The sequence below is a fragment of the Arthrobacter cupressi genome, assembly GCF_900099975.1.
Taxonomy (GTDB): domain Bacteria; phylum Actinomycetota; class Actinomycetes; order Actinomycetales; family Micrococcaceae; genus Arthrobacter; species Arthrobacter cupressi.
This window is the reverse complement of the sequence record NZ_FNEI01000004.1, coordinates 306,069-323,788: the sequence shown is the minus strand read 5'-3', so window position 1 is coordinate 323,788 and position 17,720 is coordinate 306,069. Positions and strand designations below refer to the sequence as shown.

The 17,720-nt window shown below is 67.3% G+C and carries 17 protein-coding genes and 1 rRNA gene; 11 read left to right on the top strand and 7 right to left on the bottom strand.

The genetic code is table 11. From position 1 onward, the window contains the following. The first annotated feature begins 18 nt into the window (after window positions 1-18). A 5S ribosomal RNA gene (rrf, locus tag BLP88_RS07335) occupies window positions 19-135 on the top strand. A 109-nt stretch (window positions 136-244) separates the two neighbouring features. Here the strand turns inward: rrf and BLP88_RS07330 are convergent. After that, on the bottom strand, window positions 245-1,078 hold the full coding sequence (locus BLP88_RS07330; protein WP_074588088.1) for an alpha/beta fold hydrolase: 834 nt from the start codon (window positions 1,076-1,078) through the stop codon (window positions 245-247). 62 nt (window positions 1,079-1,140) lie between these two features. Then, window positions 1,141-1,995, bottom strand: a complete 855-nt coding sequence (locus BLP88_RS07325) for an alpha/beta fold hydrolase (RefSeq protein WP_074588087.1) — start codon at window positions 1,993-1,995, stop codon at window positions 1,141-1,143. An 82-nt stretch (window positions 1,996-2,077) separates the two neighbouring features. Between BLP88_RS07325 and lysS the strand changes: the two genes are divergently transcribed. The 9 genes from lysS (at window position 2,078) to dhaM (ending at window position 12,407) form a co-directional block, all read left to right on the top strand. Further along, window positions 2,078-3,595, top strand: coding sequence for a lysine--tRNA ligase (gene lysS / locus BLP88_RS07320; protein WP_175453511.1), 1,518 nt, complete (start codon window positions 2,078-2,080; stop codon window positions 3,593-3,595). Between the two features lie 2 nt (window positions 3,596-3,597). Continuing rightward, the gene (locus BLP88_RS18940; protein WP_175453510.1) at window positions 3,598-3,774 is read left to right on the top strand and encodes a hypothetical protein; all 177 of its coding nucleotides are present in this window, start codon (window positions 3,598-3,600) and stop codon (window positions 3,772-3,774) included. A gap of 125 nt (window positions 3,775-3,899) precedes the next feature. Further along, window positions 3,900-4,226: a histone-like nucleoid-structuring protein Lsr2 gene (locus BLP88_RS07315; protein WP_074588084.1), complete on the top strand. Its 327-nt coding sequence runs from the start codon at window positions 3,900-3,902 to the stop codon at window positions 4,224-4,226. A gap of 301 nt (window positions 4,227-4,527) precedes the next feature. Next, window positions 4,528-7,020: an ATP-dependent Clp protease ATP-binding subunit gene (locus BLP88_RS07310; protein WP_074588083.1), complete on the top strand. Its 2,493-nt coding sequence runs from the start codon at window positions 4,528-4,530 to the stop codon at window positions 7,018-7,020. A 186-nt stretch (window positions 7,021-7,206) separates the two neighbouring features. Next, window positions 7,207-9,327, top strand: coding sequence for a S9 family peptidase (locus tag BLP88_RS07305; RefSeq protein ID WP_139163321.1), 2,121 nt, complete (start codon window positions 7,207-7,209; stop codon window positions 9,325-9,327). Window positions 9,328-9,458: 131 nt separating this feature from the next. Beyond that, on the top strand, window positions 9,459-9,968 hold the full coding sequence (locus tag BLP88_RS07300) for an amino-acid N-acetyltransferase (protein ID WP_074588081.1): 510 nt from the start codon (window positions 9,459-9,461) through the stop codon (window positions 9,966-9,968). 62 nt (window positions 9,969-10,030) lie between these two features. Next, window positions 10,031-11,032: a dihydroxyacetone kinase subunit DhaK gene (gene dhaK, locus BLP88_RS07295; RefSeq protein ID WP_074588079.1), complete on the top strand. Its 1,002-nt coding sequence runs from the start codon at window positions 10,031-10,033 to the stop codon at window positions 11,030-11,032. Between the two features lie 2 nt (window positions 11,033-11,034). Then, window positions 11,035-11,685, top strand: a complete 651-nt coding sequence (gene dhaL, locus BLP88_RS07290; RefSeq protein ID WP_074588078.1) for a dihydroxyacetone kinase subunit DhaL — start codon at window positions 11,035-11,037, stop codon at window positions 11,683-11,685. After that, a complete protein-coding gene (dhaM, locus tag BLP88_RS07285; RefSeq protein WP_074588077.1) occupies window positions 11,682-12,407 on the top strand; it encodes a dihydroxyacetone kinase phosphoryl donor subunit DhaM in 726 nt (241 codons plus the stop codon). The genes dhaL and dhaM overlap by 4 nt, the downstream gene beginning before the upstream one ends. Before the next feature lie 18 nt (window positions 12,408-12,425). Here the strand turns inward: dhaM and BLP88_RS07280 are convergent, their stop codons facing one another. From BLP88_RS07280 to BLP88_RS07270, 3 genes are all read right to left on the bottom strand, one after another. Continuing rightward, the gene (locus BLP88_RS07280; protein WP_074588075.1) at window positions 12,426-12,917 is read right to left on the bottom strand and encodes a hypothetical protein; all 492 of its coding nucleotides are present in this window, start codon (window positions 12,915-12,917) and stop codon (window positions 12,426-12,428) included. 130 nt (window positions 12,918-13,047) lie between these two features. Then, on the bottom strand, window positions 13,048-13,479 hold the full coding sequence (locus BLP88_RS07275; RefSeq protein WP_074588074.1) for a DUF3592 domain-containing protein: 432 nt from the start codon (window positions 13,477-13,479) through the stop codon (window positions 13,048-13,050). A 41-nt stretch (window positions 13,480-13,520) separates the two neighbouring features. Continuing rightward, the gene (locus BLP88_RS07270; protein WP_084110906.1) at window positions 13,521-14,600 is read right to left on the bottom strand and encodes a Fe-S cluster assembly protein HesB; all 1,080 of its coding nucleotides are present in this window, start codon (window positions 14,598-14,600) and stop codon (window positions 13,521-13,523) included. 236 nt (window positions 14,601-14,836) lie between these two features. Here BLP88_RS07270 and BLP88_RS07265 point away from each other — a divergent pair, with 236 nt between their 5' ends. Further along, complete coding sequence (locus BLP88_RS07265) at window positions 14,837-15,592, top strand: hypothetical protein (protein WP_074588073.1); 756 nt, start codon at window positions 14,837-14,839, stop codon at window positions 15,590-15,592. A gap of 118 nt (window positions 15,593-15,710) precedes the next feature. Here BLP88_RS07265 and disA read toward each other — a convergent pair whose 3' ends face one another. Both disA and BLP88_RS07255 read right to left on the bottom strand, forming a co-directional pair. Then, entirely contained in the window at window positions 15,711-16,787 is a 1,077-nt protein-coding gene (gene disA, locus BLP88_RS07260) for a DNA integrity scanning diadenylate cyclase DisA (protein WP_074588071.1), read from the bottom strand. A 234-nt stretch (window positions 16,788-17,021) separates the two neighbouring features. Then, window positions 17,022-17,699: a Pr6Pr family membrane protein gene (locus BLP88_RS07255; protein ID WP_245679791.1), complete on the bottom strand. Its 678-nt coding sequence runs from the start codon at window positions 17,697-17,699 to the stop codon at window positions 17,022-17,024. Window positions 17,700-17,720: the final 21 nt, after the last annotated feature.

Sequence of the window (17,720 nt, the reverse complement as noted above, 5' to 3'; positions counted from 1 at the left end):
CGGAACGGGTAACAAGGTTACGGCGGTCATAGCGTGGGGGAAACGCCCGGTCCCATTCCGAACCCGGAAGCTAAGACCCACAGCGCCGATGGTACTGCACCCGGGAGGGTGTGGGAGAGTAGGACACCGCCGGACAACCATTCACGAAGGGCCCTGACCACGACGGTCAGGGCCCTTCGCATTTAACAACACACGGCAAGACGACCCGCCGGCACAGCCGGCCAGGCGGCGCCCCGCAGACGGACTAGCCGGCGAAGAAGGCGGCCAGCTCCGTGATGAGCCGGTCCGGTGCCCGGTTGGCGCCGTCGTGCCCGTATCCGGGGAGGATGGTGTAGCTGGACCCGGACAGGACGTCGTGGATCTGGCCGCAGGCCACACCGAAGTAGGCGGGGCTCTTTTCGCCGACGACGATCAGGGTTTCAAGGGGGAGCTCCAGGAAGGGCTCGGCGGGCATGTCCGCCGCGATGACGGCCTTGATTTCGCGCACCCCGGCCTGCATCAGTTCACGCATCTGTTTGCCCATGTGCGTCCCGGCGGTCAGCTTGTTCGCGAGCGTGAGCATGGACAGCGGCATCCGCGAAAAGGCGCCCTCGGTCTCCACGCCCTTCACCAGCACGGCGAGCCCGCGGTCGAAGTCTCCCGCCGCCGTCGCGCGCTCATATTCGACTGTCCAGTCGGCCTTGACGCTGTGGTTGACCGACACGGCGGGGTCGTACACGGCCAAGCGCTCCACGGGCAGCGTCCGCGCCGCATGCAGCGCCACGGCGCCGCCGAAGCTGTGCCCGAACACGTCCGTGCTTCCCGTGTGCTTCATGACCGCTGCGAGGTCGCGGATGTCGACGTCGAGCGTGTAGTCCGCAGGCTGCGGCGAGGAGCCGCCACGCCCGCGGCGGTTGAAGGTGTGGACGGGCCGGCTGAGCGCCGCGCTGAGTTTCTGCGCGAACTTCGTGTAGTCCGCGGCGGTCACCATCGAAGCCGGCACGACGACGACGCCGTTGCCTTTGGAACCTGCTTCTCCGCCGGTGGTGAAGACCTCAAGGGTCGCGCCGTCGGGGGTGGTGATCTTCTCGCTCGTCATGGCTTGAGCCTAACGGAGCTACCTGAACGTCGACAGTGCGCAACGCTGCCGGCGGTTCCCGCCTACGCCCGGAAGTAGCAGGCGATGTCCGTGACGAGTTCCTTCACCGCGGCCGGTACCGAACCGTGCTCGCATTTGGGTGAGAGTTTGAGCTCGCTTCCAGGGACCGCTGCGTGCAGGCGTTCGGCCGTGACCTTGTAGTACCCGGGACTCTTCGCGCCGACGAGGAAGCAGGTGCCTGCAGGCAGGCCCGTGAATTCGGCGGCCCTAAGCGGGTCCTCCATGGCGGCTTTCAGTTCGCCGACGGCGGTGGGCATGAGTGCGCGGAACAGCCGGTTGGCTGTGGTCCGGGACGTGATGGCCAGGAGCGCTGCCAGCACGGGTTCCGGGATGCGGTCCAGCGCACTGCCCGGTGAAAGCCCCTTCTTGGCCCGGGCCATGGCCAGGCCGGGACGGCCCGCCTCGAGTGCTTCCTCGAAGCCGGAAAGCCAGGCGGTGTCGATGCTTCCCTCAATGTTCACGGCGGCGTCGTACACGGCAAGTTTGGCAGCCTCGTGCCGGCTGCCCGCGAACTCCGCCGCGGCATTGAGCACCACGGATCCGCCCAGGCTGTGCCCGAAGATGCTGCGGCCACCGGTGTTGTCCAGTACGGTGCGGACGTCGGCGATTTCCGTGGCCATCGAGTAGCCCGGGGGCTGTTCGCTGGACTTTCCGCGGCCGCGCCTGTCGTAGACGTCCACAGCCCAGCCATCTCCCAGGCCGGACGCCAGCGCCATCGCAAACGGACGGTAGATCAAGGCCGTGAGGAAGGCTCCGCCGACAACCAGAACCCGGCGCTGCGGAGGTGCCCCGGCGGTGCCATAACTGTAGAGCGCCAGCCGCCCGCCGTCGTGGGTCTCCAGGGTGCGTTCTTCCATTCGTGCCAGTCTAAATGGCCGCCCGGCTCCCTCCCGCCCGCTCCGCAGGGCGCGGCCCGCGGCTCCGCTAGAATTAAGCCTTGTGACTTCAGAAAACACCCCCTCCACAGAGCCCGCAGACGCAAGCGAACAGATGCGCATCCGCATGGAGAAGCGGAACAAGCTGATCGAGCGCGGCGGCGAAGCCTACCCGGTGGGTGTTGAGCGGACGCATTCGCTCGCGGAGGTCCGCGAAAAGTACGGGCACCTCCAGGCGGACGAAACTACCGGCGACACCGTGGGGATCACCGGACGCGTCGTGTTCGTCCGCAACACCGGCAAGCTCTGCTTTGCCACGCTCCAGGAAGGCGGCGCGGACGGCAAGGGCGTCCGGCTCCAGGCGATGCTGAGCCTGGCCAATATCGGCGAGGAGGGCCTGGCCGACTGGAAGGCCCTGGTGGACCTGGGCGACCACGTCTTCATCAGGGGCGAAGTCATCTCCTCGCGCCGCGGCGAGCTTTCGGTCATGGCCGACTCCTGGTCCATGGCCTCCAAGGCGCTGCGCCCGCTGCCGGTGCTGCACGCCGGGCTGAATGAGGAAACCCGGGTGCGCCAGCGCTACGTGGACCTCATCGTCCGCGACGAAGCCCGCGAGATGGTCTACACCCGTGCCGCCATCACCCGCTCCGTCCGCGACACCCTGGACCGCCACGGCTACGTCGAGGTGGAAACCCCTATCCTCCAGTTGGTCCACGGCGGCGCCACCGCCCGCCCGTTCGAGACCCACATGAACGCCTTCGACCAGAAGATGACCCTGCGCATCGCCACGGAACTCTTCCTCAAGCGCGCCGTGGTGGGCGGCATCGACCGTGTCTACGACATGGGCCGGGTGTTCCGCAACGAAGGCGTCGACTCCACGCACAGCCCGGAATTCACCACGCTGGAATGCTACGAAGCCTGGGCCGACCAGTTCGTCATGGCAGAGCGCATGAAGGAAATCGTCCTCAATGTGGCCGATGTGGTGGGCACCCGCACCATCCAGACCGAAGCAGGCGAGATCAACCTCGACGGCGATTGGGCCTGGTTGGGCGTATACCCGGGCCTTTCCGAGGCGGTCGGTGAGGAGATCACCCCGGACACGCCTCTTGAGCGGCTCCTTGAGATCGGTGACGCGCACGGTGTAAAGACTGACGCATTGTGGACGCAGGAGAAGGCGGTGGTGGAGCTGTTCGGCGAGATCGTCGAACCGACCCTGCTGAACCCGACTTTTGTTTACGACTACCCGCCGTCGGCGCAGCCGCTCGCCCGCCCGCACCGTGAGAACGGGCGCCTTATTGAAGCATGGGACTTGATCATTGGCGGCATGGAGCGCGGTACGGCGTTCTCCGAGCTGATCGACCCCGTCATCCAGCGCGAACGGCTCACCGAACAGTCGCGTCTGGCTGCAGAGGGCGACGACGAGGCCATGCAACTCGACGAAGACTTCCTGCGCGCGCTCGAATACGGCGCACCGCCCATGGGCGGCATCGGCTTGGGCATCGACCGTCTGGTGATGCTGTTCACCGGTGCAGGCATCCGAGAAACCATCCTGTTCCCCCTCCTGAAGCCCGAAGGCCACTGACCATGGAATATATTGCCGTCCTCGCGCCATCCGTTGTGGTGGGACTGCTTTTCTGGTTTGCGATGAAGTCCATCTTCAACGCGGACAAACGGGAACGGCAGGCCGAAGCGCGCGCCCAGCATGAGGCCGGGCTCGGGAATTCCGCGTCGACCGACGGCGGTCCGACTCCCGCTAAATAGCCTTTCGGGGCGGGTTCCACGGAAATTGTTTTATGTCATTGACGACCTGCGGCGCGCTGGGCGATAAGCTGGTAATTAGCAGGACATAAAACTGCATCCCCCATCCCCCGAAGAGAGTCTATTCAATGGCACAGAAAGTCAAAATCATCCTTGTTGACGACCTGGACGAGGGCGAAGCCGACGAAACCGTCCGGTTCGCCCTGGACGGCGTGAGCTATGAGATGGACCTGTCCACGGTAAACGCGTCAAAGCTGCGCGATGCCTTGGAGCCTTTTGTTGCGAAAGCCCGTAAAACCTCCACCGGGCGGGCAACCCGCAGCAGGGCTTCCGCAGGAAGGAACCAGGATTCGGCGCAGATCCGTCAATGGGCACGCGATAACGGATACACGGTAAACAGCCGTGGCCGCATCCAGGCTGAAATTCAGGAAGCGTACCAGAAGGCAAATTCCTAGGGAATCCGCAGGATTCGGGTCGTTCCGGGTCCAAGGTTTCCAAAACAGGGTGAATTGCCGGTTTATCCGCCGCATCGAAAACCATGGGGGAATTCGAATTGCGGGCCGGGTGGCCGGCGGGAGGCGCTCCCGGCGGTGCACGGCACCGCTGCGGCGGCTCCCGGATTCCATCCGGTGTGCAGCGCAGGGCGCAGGGAAAACATTCCCTGCGCCCTCCCTGTTTCCCCTGTGGCGAACACGCCCCAAAATCCTTGCCGTGCCACGTAGCATCAAAGTACGTCGTAGCTAGGAGTGTGGCGAAATGTTTGAGAGATTTACGGACCGTGCCCGTCGCGTTGTTGTGCTTGCCCAGGAAGAGGCACGCATGCTCAACCACAACTACATCGGTACCGAGCACATCCTCTTGGGTCTGATCCACGAGGGTGAAGGCGTTGCCGCCAAAGCGCTTGAGTCCCTGAGCATTTCGCTCGACGGTGTCCGGGAGCAGGTCCAGGAGATCATCGGCCAGGGCCAGCAGGCGCCCTCCGGCCACATCCCCTTCACCCCCCGCGCCAAGAAGGTGCTGGAGCTCTCGCTGCGCGAGGCCCTGCAGCTTGGCCACAACTACATCGGCACGGAGCACATCCTCCTCGGCCTCATCCGCGAAGGCGAAGGCGTCGCCGCCCAGGTACTGGTCAAGCTCGGCGCGGACCTGAACCGCGTCCGCCAGCAGGTCATCCAGCTGCTCTCGGGTTATCAGGGCAAGGAAACGGCCGGCACCGGCTCAGGCCAGGGCCAGCAGGAAGGCACCCCGGCCGGTTCGGTGGTGCTTGACCAGTTCGGCCGCAACCTGACGCAGGCTGCCCGCGAGAACAAGCTCGATCCCGTGATCGGCCGCGAGCAGGAGATGGAACGCGTCATGCAGGTCCTCTCCCGCCGCACCAAGAACAACCCCGTGCTGATCGGCGAACCCGGCGTCGGCAAGACCGCAGTCGTCGAGGGCCTCGCCCAGGCGATCGTGCGCGGCGACGTCCCGGAGACCATCAAGGACAAGCAGCTCTACACGCTGGACCTCGGCTCCCTGGTGGCCGGTTCCCGCTACCGCGGTGACTTCGAAGAGCGCCTGAAGAAGGTCCTCAAGGAAATCCGCACCCGCGGCGACATCATCCTGTTCATCGACGAAATCCACACACTCGTCGGTGCGGGCGCTGCCGAGGGCGCCATCGACGCCGCTTCCATCCTCAAGCCGATGCTGGCCCGCGGTGAACTCCAGACCATTGGTGCTACGACGCTGGACGAATACCGCAAGCACATCGAGAAGGACGCCGCGCTGGAGCGCCGCTTCCAGCCGATCCAGGTCAAGGAGCCCTCGGTGGCGCACGCCATCGAGATCCTCAAGGGCCTGCGCGACCGTTACGAGGCACACCACCGTGTGACCATCACCGACGGCGCCCTCGCCTCGGCCGCCCAGCTCGCCGAGCGCTACATCTCGGACCGCTTCCTGCCGGACAAGGCGATCGACCTGATCGATGAAGCCGGCGCCCGCCTGCGCATCCGCCGCATGACCGCTCCGCCGGAGCTCAAGGCCATGGACGAGCGCATCGCCGAGGTGAAGCTCGAGAAGGAATCGGCGATCGACGCCCAGGACTTCGAAGGCGCCGCGTCGCTGCGCGACAAGGAGCAGAAGCTCATCGCCGAGCGTGCCGAGAAGGAACGCAACTGGAAGTCCGGCGGCATGGACGACGTCTCGGAAGTGGACGAAGACCTCATCGCCGAAGTCCTGGCGAACTCCACCGGCATTCCGGTCTTCAAGCTCACCGAAGAAGAGTCCAGCCGTCTGCTCAAGATGGAAGAGGAACTGCACAAGCGTGTGGTCGGCCAGGACGAGGCCATCAAGGCGCTCTCCCAGGCGATCCGCCGCACCCGTGCCGGGCTGAAGGACCCCAAGCGTCCGGGCGGCTCGTTCATCTTCGCCGGCCCCACCGGCGTCGGCAAGACCGAACTGGCCAAGGCACTTGCGGAATTCCTGTTCGGTGAAGAGGATGCCCTCATCACCCTGGACATGTCCGAGTACTCCGAGAAGCACACGGTTTCGCGGCTCTTCGGTGCCCCTCCGGGCTACGTGGGCTACGAAGAAGGCGGGCAGCTGACCGAGAAGGTCCGCCGCCGTCCGTTCTCCGTGGTGCTCTTCGACGAAGTGGAAAAGGCCCACGCGGACCTCTTCAACTCGCTGCTGCAGATCCTGGAAGACGGCCGCCTGACCGACTCCCAGGGCCGCGTGGTGGACTTCAAGAACACCGTGATCATCATGACCACGAACCTTGGTACCCGCGACATCTCCAAGAGCGTTGCCACGGGCTTCCAGTCCGGCACCGACACCCAGACCGGCTACATCCGGATGCGGGCCCGGGTCACCGAAGAGCTCAAGCAGCACTTCCGCCCCGAATTCCTCAACCGTGTTGACGACGTCGTGGTGTTCCCGCAGCTGACCCAGGAAGAGATCATCGAGATCGTGGACCTGTTCGTGACCCGTCTGGAGACGCGTCTGAAGGACAAGGACATGGGCATCGAGCTGACTCCGGCCGCCAAGGTCCTGCTGGCCACCCGCGGCTACGACCCCGCCATGGGCGCCCGGCCGCTGCGCCGGACCATCCAGCGCGAGATCGAGGATCAGCTCTCCGAGAAGATCCTGTTCGGCGAGCTGCACCCGGGCGACATCGTGGTGGTGGACGTGGAAGGCGAAGGCGACGACGCCAAGTTCACGTTCGCCGGCAACGCCAAGCCGCGCATCCCGGAAATCGCGCCGAGCGCCTAGGCTTCGGACAGCCCGGAGTTCCTAGGCTCCGGGTGCCGGACCGGAAGGACCCCCGTTCCACTGACGGGGGTCCTTTCGCGTCTCGGGTGGCACTGGGGACCGGAGCCATGGCTTTTTCTGAAAGTACTGTTTCACTCTTAGAGAACTCCCCTGTGATCGGGGGCACAATCCGTGTTGAATCAGACCATGGACGCGAATCCCACGGAGACCCCGGCCGCACAGCCCGCCCCGGCCGCACAGCCCGACACCCCGTTCCACGATCTGGAGCACTACCTGGCCATCCCGCGCGTGAGCGGACTGGCCCTCAGCCCGGACGGCAGCCGCCTGGTCACCACCGTAGCCACCCTCAACGGCAAGGGCACCGAATACGTGACCGCCCTGTGGGAGCTTGATCCCGCCGGAAAGAAGCATGCCCGCCGAATCACCCGCAGCGCCAAGGGTGAGGCGGGTGCGGCCTTCGCAGCGAACGGCGACCTCTTCTTCACCTCCGCCCGGCCCGATCCGGACAGCCCCGACGCTGAACCCGTGGACGCCCTGTGGCTGCTGCCGGCGGACGGCGGCGAAGCCCGCGTGGTGCACTCGCGGGCCGGCGGGATCAGCGCCGTACTGACCGCGAAGGATGCGGACGCCACTTTCGTGAAGGCCCCGGTGCTCGCGGGCTCAAGCGATGAAAAGGATGACGAGGAGCGCCGCAAGAGCCGCAAGGACAACAAGGTCTCCGCGATCCTGCACAGCGGCTATCCGGTCCGGCATTGGGACGCCGATCTTGGCCCGTCGCAGCCGCGGATATTCGCCGTCGAAACCGGGGAGGACGAGGCCCGGGGCAAGCCCTCAACGGTGGACGCGGTTCCCGGACTGAAACTCCGCAACCTGACTCCGGAGGCCGGAGGCCGGCTCCGGGAAACCGAAGCGGTCGTCAGCCCGGACGGCAGCACAATCTACACCAGCCTCCAGAAGCCGCTCGCGAAGGCGGATTCCCGCTACGTCCTGGCCGCCGTCGACGTCGCCACAGGCAACCTCAAGGTCATCTTGGACCGTGAAGGAGTCAGTTACTTCCCCGGCCCGGTGAGCCCGGACGGCAGGACGCTCGCCGTCGTCGCCGAAAGCGACAGCACCCCCTTGCAGGCGCCCCGGATCACGCTTCACCTGCTCGACGTCGGAAGCGGCGCCGGTGCCGGACTGGAGCCCCTGGTGCCGGAATGGGACCGCTGGGCGACGCCGGCGGCCTGGCTTCCGGACGGGAAGACCCTTCTGGTCACCGCCGACGAGGATGGCGCCGCGCCGGTCTTCCGGATCGACGTCGCGAACGGCAGAGTCTCCCGGGTGACGCCGGACGCCGCGGCGTACACCGACGTCGTCGCCGCGCCGGACGGGACCACCGCGTATGCGCTGCGCAGCTCTTACGGCTTCCCCGCCGAAGCGGTCCGGATCGACCTGGACGGCGGTGGCGTCGAGCGGCTTCCCGCGCCGGCCGAAAGGCCCGCCATCAAGGGCTCGCTTGAGCGGATCGAAACGACGGCGGCCGACGGCACCCGGGTGCCGGCTTACCTGGCGTTGCCCGAGGGTGCTTCGGCGGACAACCCGGCCCCGCTGCTGCTGTGGATCCACGGCGGACCGCTCGGCTCCTGGAATGCCTGGACCTGGCGCTGGAGCCCGTGGCTGCTGGTGGCGAAGGGCTACGCGGTGCTGCTACCCGATCCCGCCCTCTCCACCGGCTACGGGCAGGAGTACATCCAACGCGGCTGGGGAAATTGGGGCAAGGCGCCGTTCACGGACCTGATGGCGGTCACCGACGCGGCAGCGGCCCGCCCGGACATCGACGAAACCCGCACCGCGGCCATGGGCGGATCCTTCGGCGGCTACATGGCGAACTGGGTGGCCGGCCACACGGACCGCTTCAAGGCGGTCGTGACACATGCGAGTCTCTGGGCGCTGGACCAGTTCGGTCCCACCACCGATGCTTCGCAGTACTGGCTGAAGGAAATGACACCGGAGATGGCGCTGGAGAATTCCCCGCACCTGCACCTCGGGAACATTTCCACGCCCATGCTCGTGATACACGGAGACAAGGACTACCGGGTGCCGATCGGTGAAGGGCTGCGGCTCTGGTACGAACTGTTGTCCGGTTCGCAGTTGCCGGCCGGTGAAGACGGGGAGACGCAGCACCGCTTCCTGTACTTCCCGGACGAAAACCACTGGGTACTTCAGCCGCAGCACGCCAAGATCTGGTACGGAGTGGTGGAGCATTTCCTGGCCAGGCAGGTCCTCGGCGAGGACATTCCGCTGCCGGAGGACCTGGGACTCTAAGCGTGCCCCGGTGGCTGTGGGGACGGCAGCCGGGGCATGGCCGGGCGGGGAGGCCCGGCCGACATGGGGAGCCTGGCCGGCGCGGGAAAGCGCCGGCCAGGCAAGGGGGCGGCTGGACATAGGATGGGGCTGTGACTCCAACGTTCAGCATCCGCCCAGCCCGCACCGGCGACGTCGCCGCGATCAAGAAGCTGGTGGCTCCGCTGGCGGATCAACGGATCCTGATGGCCAAGGAAACGGTGGCCTATTACGAGAGCCTGCAGGAATTCAGGATCGCGGAGTCGGCCGATGGCGAGATCGTCGGCTGCGGCGCCCTGCACGTGATGTGGGAGGATCTGGCCGAAGTCCGTACGCTCGCGGCGGCTGCCGAATGGCGCGGCAAGGGAGTGGGGCACGTGCTGGTGCAGCAGCTCCTGGAGGACGCGAAGACGCTGGGGGTTTCCCGGGTGTTCTGCCTGACCTTCGAAGTGGACTTCTTCAAGCGGCACGGTTTCGAGGTCATGGCTGACCAGTCCGCGGTGGACCCCGAGGTCTACTCCGAGCTCCTGCGCTCCCATGACGAAGGCGTGGCCGAGTTCCTGGATCTGGCCCGGGTGAAGCCCAATACCCTCGGCAACACCCGCATGATCAAGGTCCTCTAGCAGGCCTGCCGGACGGGTAGTAGGGTCAAGGCAAACTACCCGAATCGTTCCAGGAGCAAGCCATGAAGAAGCTCATCAACGATCCCCGCGCGGTGGTGGACGAATCCCTTGAAGGCTTCGGCCTTGCCCATGCCGACCTCCTGGACGTCCACGCCAACCCGGCCTACGTCATCCGCAAGGGCGCCCCGGTGGCCGGCAAGGTGGCGCTCGTCTCGGGCGGCGGAAGCGGCCACGAGCCCTTGCACGCCGGTTTCGTCGGGCACGGCATGCTCGACGCCGCGGTGCCCGGCGCCGTGTTCACCTCCCCCACACCCGAGCAGATCATCCCGGCGACCGAAGCTGTGGACTCAGGTGCCGGCGTCGTGCACATAGTCAAGAACTACACCGGCGACGTCCTGAACTTCGAAACCGCCGCCGAACTCTCACAGGCCGAAGGCATCAGCGTCCGCACCGTCCTGGTTGACGATGACGTCGCCGTGCAGGACTCCCTGTACACGGCCGGGCGGCGCGGCGTGGGCGGGACCGTGCTCGTGGAAAAGATCGCCGGCGCCGCCGCCGTCCGCGGGGACATGCTCGACGCCGTCACGGGCGTCGCCGAATCGGTCGCCCGCAATGTGCGCACCATGGGCGTCGCTCTCTCCGGCTGCACGGTGCCCCACTCCGGCGTGCCAAGCTTCGAACTTGCCGACGACGAAATCGAAATCGGCATCGGCATCCACGGCGAACCCGGCCGGCACCGGATCCCCATGGAGGGCGCGGACGGCATCACCTCCAGGCTGCTGGAGCCCGTGGTGGAGGACCTCGGACTCGGCTCGGGGGAGCGGGCGCTGCTTTTCGTCAACGGCATGGGCGGGACCCCGCTTAGCGAGCTCTACATTGTCTACCGCCGGGCAGCACGGCTGCTGGAGGAAAAGGGAATCACCGTGGAGAGGTCCCTGGTGGGCAACTACGTCACGTCCCTGGAAATGCAGGGCTGCTCCATCTCGGTGCTGCGGCTCGACGACGAGCTCGTCGATCTCTGGGACGCACCGGTGCACACCGCCGCCCTGCGCTGGGGGATGTGACAGTGGGGCTGGGAGTCACCTGGGCCATCGACTGGCTGCAGCTTTCCGCGCGGAAAATGGCCGAACACCGCGTGGAACTCATCGAGCTGGACCGGGCAATCGGCGATTCGGACCACGGCGAAAACATGGACCGCGGCTTCCAGGCCGTCCTGGAAAAGCTCACCGAATCGGCCCCGGACACCCCGGGTGCGGCCTTGAAGCTCGCCGCCATGGCCTTGATGTCCAAGGTGGGCGGGGCCGCCGGCCCGCTCTACGGCACCGCCTACCTGCGGGCATCCACGGCGTTGGGACCCCAGGAGGACATCGACGCCGCGGCGCTCGCCGCTGCCCTGGCCGCCGCACGCGACGGGATCGTGGCGAGGGGCAAGGCCGAACCCGGCGACAAGACCATGGTGGACGCCTGGACCCCGGCGGTGGAGGCAGCCAACGAAGCCGTGGCGCTCGGCGCCGACGCCGTCGCCGTGCTGGCCGCGGCCGCGGAAGCCGCTGAAGTGGGAGCCGTGACCACGGATCCGCTGGTGGCCAGGAAGGGGCGCGCCAGTTATCTGGGCGAACGCAGCGCCGGGCACCGCGATCCGGGAGCCGTTTCCACTGCGCTCCTGCTGCGGGCCGCGGCCACCGCCGCAGGTTTCCCCGACGGGGAGCAGGCGTGACGGTTGCCCTGGTGGTGGTTTCGCACAGCGCCAGGATCGCCGAAGGGGCCGTTGAACTTGCCGGGCAGATGGCACCGGATGTCCAGATTTTCGCCGCGGGCGGCACGGAGGATGGCAGGATCGGCACCAGCTTCGAACTCGTCCTGGCCGCGTTCGAATCGGCCTTGGATTCGGCAGCGGGTGCAGGTGTGGTGGTGCTGACGGACCTCGGTTCGGCCGTGATGACGGCGGAAGCCGCGGTGGAGTTCTGCAGCGCCCCGCAGGACGTGCTGCTCGCGGACGCCCCGCTGGTGGAGGGGCTCGTCGCGGCGGGTGTTGCCGCGCAGGGCGGGGCGGATGCGGCTGCTGTGAAGGGGGCGGCCTCGGCGGTGCGGTTCGGCGATGCCGGCGGCAGCACCGGCGTCGTTGGCCCGGACGGTGCAACTCCCGACGGCGGCGCGCAGCGGAGCGCGGCACCCGCGGCGCCGCGGGAAAGCGGCGAGTTCGTGCTGGTCAATGCGGCGGGGATCCATGCAAGGCCCGCTGCCCGGATCGCGGGCGGCCTGGCCGGCCTGGACGCCGAGGTGACGGTCAACGGCGTCGACGGCACCTCGGTGATGGAACTGATGGCCCTGGCGGTGGGCCAGGGCGGCACGCTGACCGTGGAAGCGCGCGGCAAGGACGCAGCCAAAGCGGTGGCCTATGTACGCCGCCTGGTGGAGGAAGGCTTCGGGGAAAAGTAGGCCGTTATCCGGAAGACTTCAGGCGGCCTGTTTGAGTCCGGAGGCGTCCAGCACCAGGTTGGCAGTGATGACCGTTCCGCACTTCTCGCCGAAGGGCTTGAGGATCTTGGGCGTGAAGTCCAGGGTGCGGACCGGAAGCGGGCGGCCGGTGGACGCGGTGCCGGTGACCTTCGCGCTGATCGGGGACGCCGTGAGGACCCCCATGTCCAGGAGGCCGTACATGGTGCCGTCCGGCTGCATCGTTGCCGAGCAGGCACCGTCCGGGCCCGTGCTGCAGGCCTGCGGAATGGACCTGCTGCCGGGCATCAGCTTCAGGTCGGCTTCCTTGCAGGTGCCGTCCTGGCAGGCCCGCAAATGGACGCCCTGGACCGTTGGCACATAGTCCTCCGCGATGGTCAGGCCCACCACGGGTGCCATGGCGATGGCCGGGCACGGCGCGGACTCCGGCTGGCAGCCGGAGCCGAGCAATGCCGTCGTGCCCAATGCGACGGCCGCCCATAACTTGCGCATGCTTCAGCGTAGGACCGGCACTGGCGTGCCGGAACGGCTTCCGGGGAAGCTTGCCGACATCGTTATGGTGCCGCGCAGCCCGGTAACGCGGTCCTCGGCGCGGTGACGCTCAGCCTCGGTGCGGTAACGCTCAGCTGAACGGGAAGATGCTGATAAACCAGAACGAGGCCAGTGCGAAGACGGCGAAGAATGCGATGGCGCAGCCGATGCCCACCTTCTCCTTGGTGGACTGGTGGAACGACTCGTGCGGGTTGGCCGGGTTCACCGCCACTTCGATGTAGGAGCCTGGGGCCGGGACCTCCGCCGATGGCACGTCCGAGGTGCCGTTGAAGACCTGCCCGCCGGGTCCGCTGAACTGGTAGGTGGGGAAGAAGCGGCGCGACGGATCGGAACCGCCCGCGCTGCCGGACCAGCCCGCGGTGCTGCCCGTCACCACCGCATGGACCCTTGGCCAGTCCGCGGTGCGCCGTTCCTGCCGTTTGGCCTTGCGTGCCGTGTGGATGAGTGCGGTGATCGCGCCGATCTGGAACAGGGCCCAGACAAGGTAAATCACGGTCTTCATTGTTCGTCTCCGTTTCCGTGCGGTCCGGCGCCGCGTGGTGGTCAGGCGGGCAGCCGGTAGTCGCCGTCGTGCAGTTCGGCAAGGCCGTCGCGCACCAGCCCGTCCAGTGCGCGCTCAAGCTGTTCCGGTGCGGAGTTGAGCCGGTGCAGCGCGGCCAGGGGAACCGCGGTTCCTTCCGCGGCAAAGCCGAGGTCGGCAGGCGTCCGCTCGAAAAGTTCCCGCGCCACGGGCGCCTCGGCCACCCGGAGTACCGCCATCACGGCGCCCCGGAGCTGCCGGTCAGTTCCGTGCCAGGCCTGGCCCTTGGGAACGTACGACGGCGGCGGCTCGCCTGCCGCGAGCCAAGCGCACTCGGCGCGGACCGGGCAGTCCATACACCTGGGGGAGCGGGCGGTGCACACCAGCGCGCCGAGTTCCATGACCGAGGCGTTCCAGCGCACGGACAGGGCGGGGTCCTCCGGCATGAGGGCCTCGGCCAGGCGCATCTCGGCGGCGGTGAGCGACGGCGCGGGGAGGGCCGTTCCGGACACCAGACGGGCGTGGACGCGGCGGATATTGGTGTCCACCACCGTTTCGCGCTCGCCGAAGGCGAAGGCGGCAACCGCCGCCGCTGTGTAGTCGCCGACGCCGGGAAGGCCCAGCAGGCCCTCGTACGTACCGGGCACCGTGCCACCGTGCTCTTCAACGATCGCAAGCGCGGCTGCGTGCAACCGCAGCGCCCGCCGGGGATAGCCCAGCCGGCCCCAATGACGCACGGCCTCGCCGGAGGCCTCACGGGCGAGGTCGGCCGGCTCCGGCCAGCGCTCCATCCAGTCCAGCCACACCGGAAGCACCCGCACCACGGGAGTCTGCTGCAGCATGATCTCGCTGACCAGCACGCCCCAGGGGCTGCAGCTTGGCTCGCGCCACGGCAGCTCCCGGGCGTTGGCGGCGAACCAGCGGTCCAGCTCCAGGTGCAGGGCATCGAGCTGCGGTGTTTCAAGGCGGTGGGACGGGGCGTGTTGCCTGCGCGCTGATTCGGAATGCGTGCGGCGTGGCGTCCGGGCCTTGGCTGGGGCGGTTTTTGTGGTGGTGCGGGGGCCTTTTGTGCTTTGTGGTTCCGCGGCTGGTGGCGATGACATGGGACCCTTTGTTGCGGCTGCGTTCTTCGCGGCCGCGCGGCCGCCGATTCCTGCCCTCCACTGTAGCCGAGCCCGCGTTCGGCCGGCCGCGGCGCAGGCGACCGTGACCCGCCTGGGGTTGATCCTGCGGAAGTGCCCGACGAAGCGGACCAACATGAGGCAGCTCATACAGCCGGTCCCAGCGGCGGCGGCGTGGTGCGGCGGCAAGCGGGGCGGGCTTTGCCTAGCCTAGATGTATGGTCACCAAGGGCAAGCAACCGTCAAGCGCGCGCGGAACACGCACGTCCGGCGGCAGCGCCCGAAACACGTCGCAGCGCCCGGCGTCGCAGCGCGCCGCTTCCCAACGGCCGGCCGCCCGCTCCGGCTCCCAGCGCAACGGCCGCCGCAGGCCGAGCGCGGCCGTGTACCGCCGTCGTCGCCTGGTGGTCTTCATTTCCCTGCTGATCGTCCTTGGCTTGGTGACCGCCGGCGCCGTGGCAATCGCCTCGTCCCTCACGGGGAAGGCCGGCCCGGCAACCCAGGCCACCAACAGCCCGCAGCCGCAGGACAGCCAGACGGCGGCGCCCGGCGTCTCGGGCACGGCAAGTCCCTCCGCGAAGGCTACGCCGGTTTGCGACCTGAACCTCGTCACGGTTGCCGCCAGCACCGACGCAGGATCCTATGCCGCGGGCAAGAATCCGGTGCTGGGGATGAAGGTCACCAACGGCGGCTCCACGCCGTGCCAGGTCAACGTGGGAACTTCGCAGATGGAGTTCCAAGTGACCAGCGGTGCGGACCGGATCTTCTCCTCCCGGGACTGCCAGGCCACCAGCGAGGACCTGGTGAAGACCATCCTCCCGGGCAAGAGCGAGACCGCGAATTTCGTCTGGCAGCGCAACCGCACCACGGAAGGCTGCAGCGTGGTGAACGCCAAGCCCGGTGCGGGAACCTACGTGTTCACGGCGTCGCTCGGCAACAAGGTAAGCCCGAAGGCAGTCTTCCAACTCCGCTGATTGCGCCGGAGCTTGGCCGAGGCAGCCGCTGACCTTCGGCTGAGTGCTCAGTTGTGGCTGGGTTTACGCGGAAAAACCCGCCATAAGTGAGCACTCAACGGGCTCCTAAGGCAGCCCTTTACAGGAAGCGGTCCAGGAGGCTCGCCTCGGCCATGCGGCTGAGGCCTTCGCGGACGGTCCGGGCGCGCTGGTCGCCGATCCCGTCGACGGTCATGAGGTCGTCGATGGTGGCGGCCATCAGGTTCTGGAGGCCGCCGAAGTGGTCCACCAGGCGGTCGGCCACGGCCTTGGGAACGGACTTGAGCCCCGCTAGGAGGCGGTACCCCTGCGGCTGTACACCGGCGTCGAGCACATCCATGCCGCCGGCAAAGCCGATGATGCTGGAGATCCTGCCCAGGTCGATCAGCTCGGTGGGGCCGAGGTCCATGAGGGCCTGGACCGCGGCGTCGATGTCCTCGGGGGAGGCGGCGTCGCCGGCGTAGTCCCGGATGATGACATCGCTGCCCGGGCCGCGGCCCATGGTGAGCTCCTCCAGCTGGAGGGAGAGGAGGCGGCCGTCCTCGCCAAGTTCGAGCACGTACTGGGCGATTTCCTCGGCGATCCGGCGCACCATCTCCTGGCGCTGAAGGGTGACGGCGACGTCGCGCACCGTGACCATTGCTTCGATTTCCAAGGCCGAGAGGGAGCTGGTGACCTGGTCCAGGCGGGCGCTGTAGCGTTCGAGGGTGGCCAGGGCCTGGTTGGCGCGGGCCAGCACCTTTTCCGAACCTTCCAGCACGTGCCTCAGGCCGTTCACGTAGAGCGCGATGATCTGCATCGACTGGCTGACCGAGATGACGGGCACGCCGGTCTGGATGGCGACGCGTTCGGCGGTGCGGTGGCGGGTGCCGGATTCCTGCGTTTCGATGCTGGAGTCGGGAACCAGTTGCACCGCGGCGCGGACGATGTTGCTGGCGTCCTTGTCACAGACGATGGCGCCGTCCATCTTGGCCAGCTCGCGGAGCCGGGTGGGAGAGAATTCGATGCCGATTTCGAAGCCGCCCGAACAGATCGAATCGATGGTGCGGTCCGAGCCGAGGACGATCAGCGCGCCGGTGCGCCCGCGCAGGATCCGCTCGAGTCCGTCCCGCAGTGCGGTCCCGGGGGCGACTCTAGCCAGGGTCGCCTTGAGCGATTCCTCGGGGCTCCGGGCCATGCGTGTTCCCTTCCACGGTGGACGCCCGCAACCGGGCCCGCATCAGTGCCGGCGATGTTCAGGAAAAGTGCCCCGGCAGTGGCTAGGACAATGATAGATCCTCCCGGACGGCTTAACCGCACGGACAAGCCTCAAAGTGGCCCGTTTCCGGGCTGCGGGAGCGGTCCGGGAAACGGCCCTCCGGGCATCTTCGGGGAGGGCCGTTTGGGCTGGATCAGCCCGCGCGCGTCGGCGTCAGTAATCCGCCTGTCGCTTCAGCTTGTTGCCGAGCTTGAGCATCGCGAGGCTGACGAGGAGGAAGCCGACGGCGATTCCCACGGCGAAGACGGCAACCCCGCCCCAGCCGCCGGCGCGTGCGGGGTCGATGAACCAGTACGGGTACCAGTCCACGAAGGAGCCGCGGATCAGGCTGTAGGCGAGGTACGCGACCGGGTAGACAAGCCAGTACCAAAGGTGCCGGAGCGTCATCGTGGTGCGCGGGGGCTGGAACAGCCAGTCGGCCACCATCACCACCGGAATCAGGTAGTGCACCACGAAGTTCACCCAAGGAACCATCGAGCCGAGGTCCTGGCCGGTGAGCAGCGCCCCAAAGACAATCCCGACGATGGCCATCGCGATGGTGGCCGTGCCGCGGGTGGTTTCATCCAGTTCCGTGGGCTGTTTGCGGACCAGCAGCCGGTACCCGCTGACCAGCAGCACCACGGCAGCGAAAAGGTTGGACAGGTTGGTGAAGTAGCTGAAGAAGTTCCACACGTCGTAGCGCAGGCTGATGTGCACAGCCAGTTGCGTTCCGACCGCGGCAAGGGTCAAGAGGCCGAAAAAGAAGCGTCCCCCGATAAGCACTGTTCTCTTGGCCAAAGCTGTTCCCTTGTCCCGCGGCATTTCCTTGGCCAGTGCCGTTCTTTTCGTCATGGGACCACTCTTGCGCACAGC

Coding starts and splice junctions, on each gene's coding strand:
- BLP88_RS07330 (WP_074588088.1), bottom strand. CDS start 1,078: ATGACGAGCGAGAAGATCACCACCCCCGACGGCGCGACCCTTGAGGTC.
- BLP88_RS07325 (WP_074588087.1), bottom strand. CDS start 1,995: ATGGAAGAACGCACCCTGGAGACCCACGACGGCGGGCGGCTGGCGCTC.
- BLP88_RS18940 (WP_175453510.1), top strand. CDS start 3,598: ATGGAATATATTGCCGTCCTCGCGCCATCCGTTGTGGTGGGACTGCTT.
- BLP88_RS07315 (WP_074588084.1), top strand. CDS start 3,900: ATGGCACAGAAAGTCAAAATCATCCTTGTTGACGACCTGGACGAGGGC.
- BLP88_RS07310 (WP_074588083.1), top strand. CDS start 4,528: ATGTTTGAGAGATTTACGGACCGTGCCCGTCGCGTTGTTGTGCTTGCC.
- BLP88_RS07305 (WP_139163321.1), top strand. CDS start 7,207: ATGGACGCGAATCCCACGGAGACCCCGGCCGCACAGCCCGCCCCGGCC.
- dhaK (WP_074588079.1), top strand. CDS start 10,031: ATGAAGAAGCTCATCAACGATCCCCGCGCGGTGGTGGACGAATCCCTT.
- BLP88_RS07280 (WP_074588075.1), bottom strand. CDS start 12,917: ATGCGCAAGTTATGGGCGGCCGTCGCATTGGGCACGACGGCATTGCTC.
- BLP88_RS07275 (WP_074588074.1), bottom strand. CDS start 13,479: ATGAAGACCGTGATTTACCTTGTCTGGGCCCTGTTCCAGATCGGCGCG.
- BLP88_RS07270 (WP_084110906.1), bottom strand. CDS start 14,600: ATGTCATCGCCACCAGCCGCGGAACCACAAAGCACAAAAGGCCCCCGC.
- BLP88_RS07265 (WP_074588073.1), top strand. CDS start 14,837: ATGGTCACCAAGGGCAAGCAACCGTCAAGCGCGCGCGGAACACGCACG.
- disA (WP_074588071.1), bottom strand. CDS start 16,787: ATGGCCCGGAGCCCCGAGGAATCGCTCAAGGCGACCCTGGCTAGAGTC.
- BLP88_RS07255 (WP_245679791.1), bottom strand. CDS start 17,699: ATGACGAAAAGAACGGCACTGGCCAAGGAAATGCCGCGGGACAAGGGA.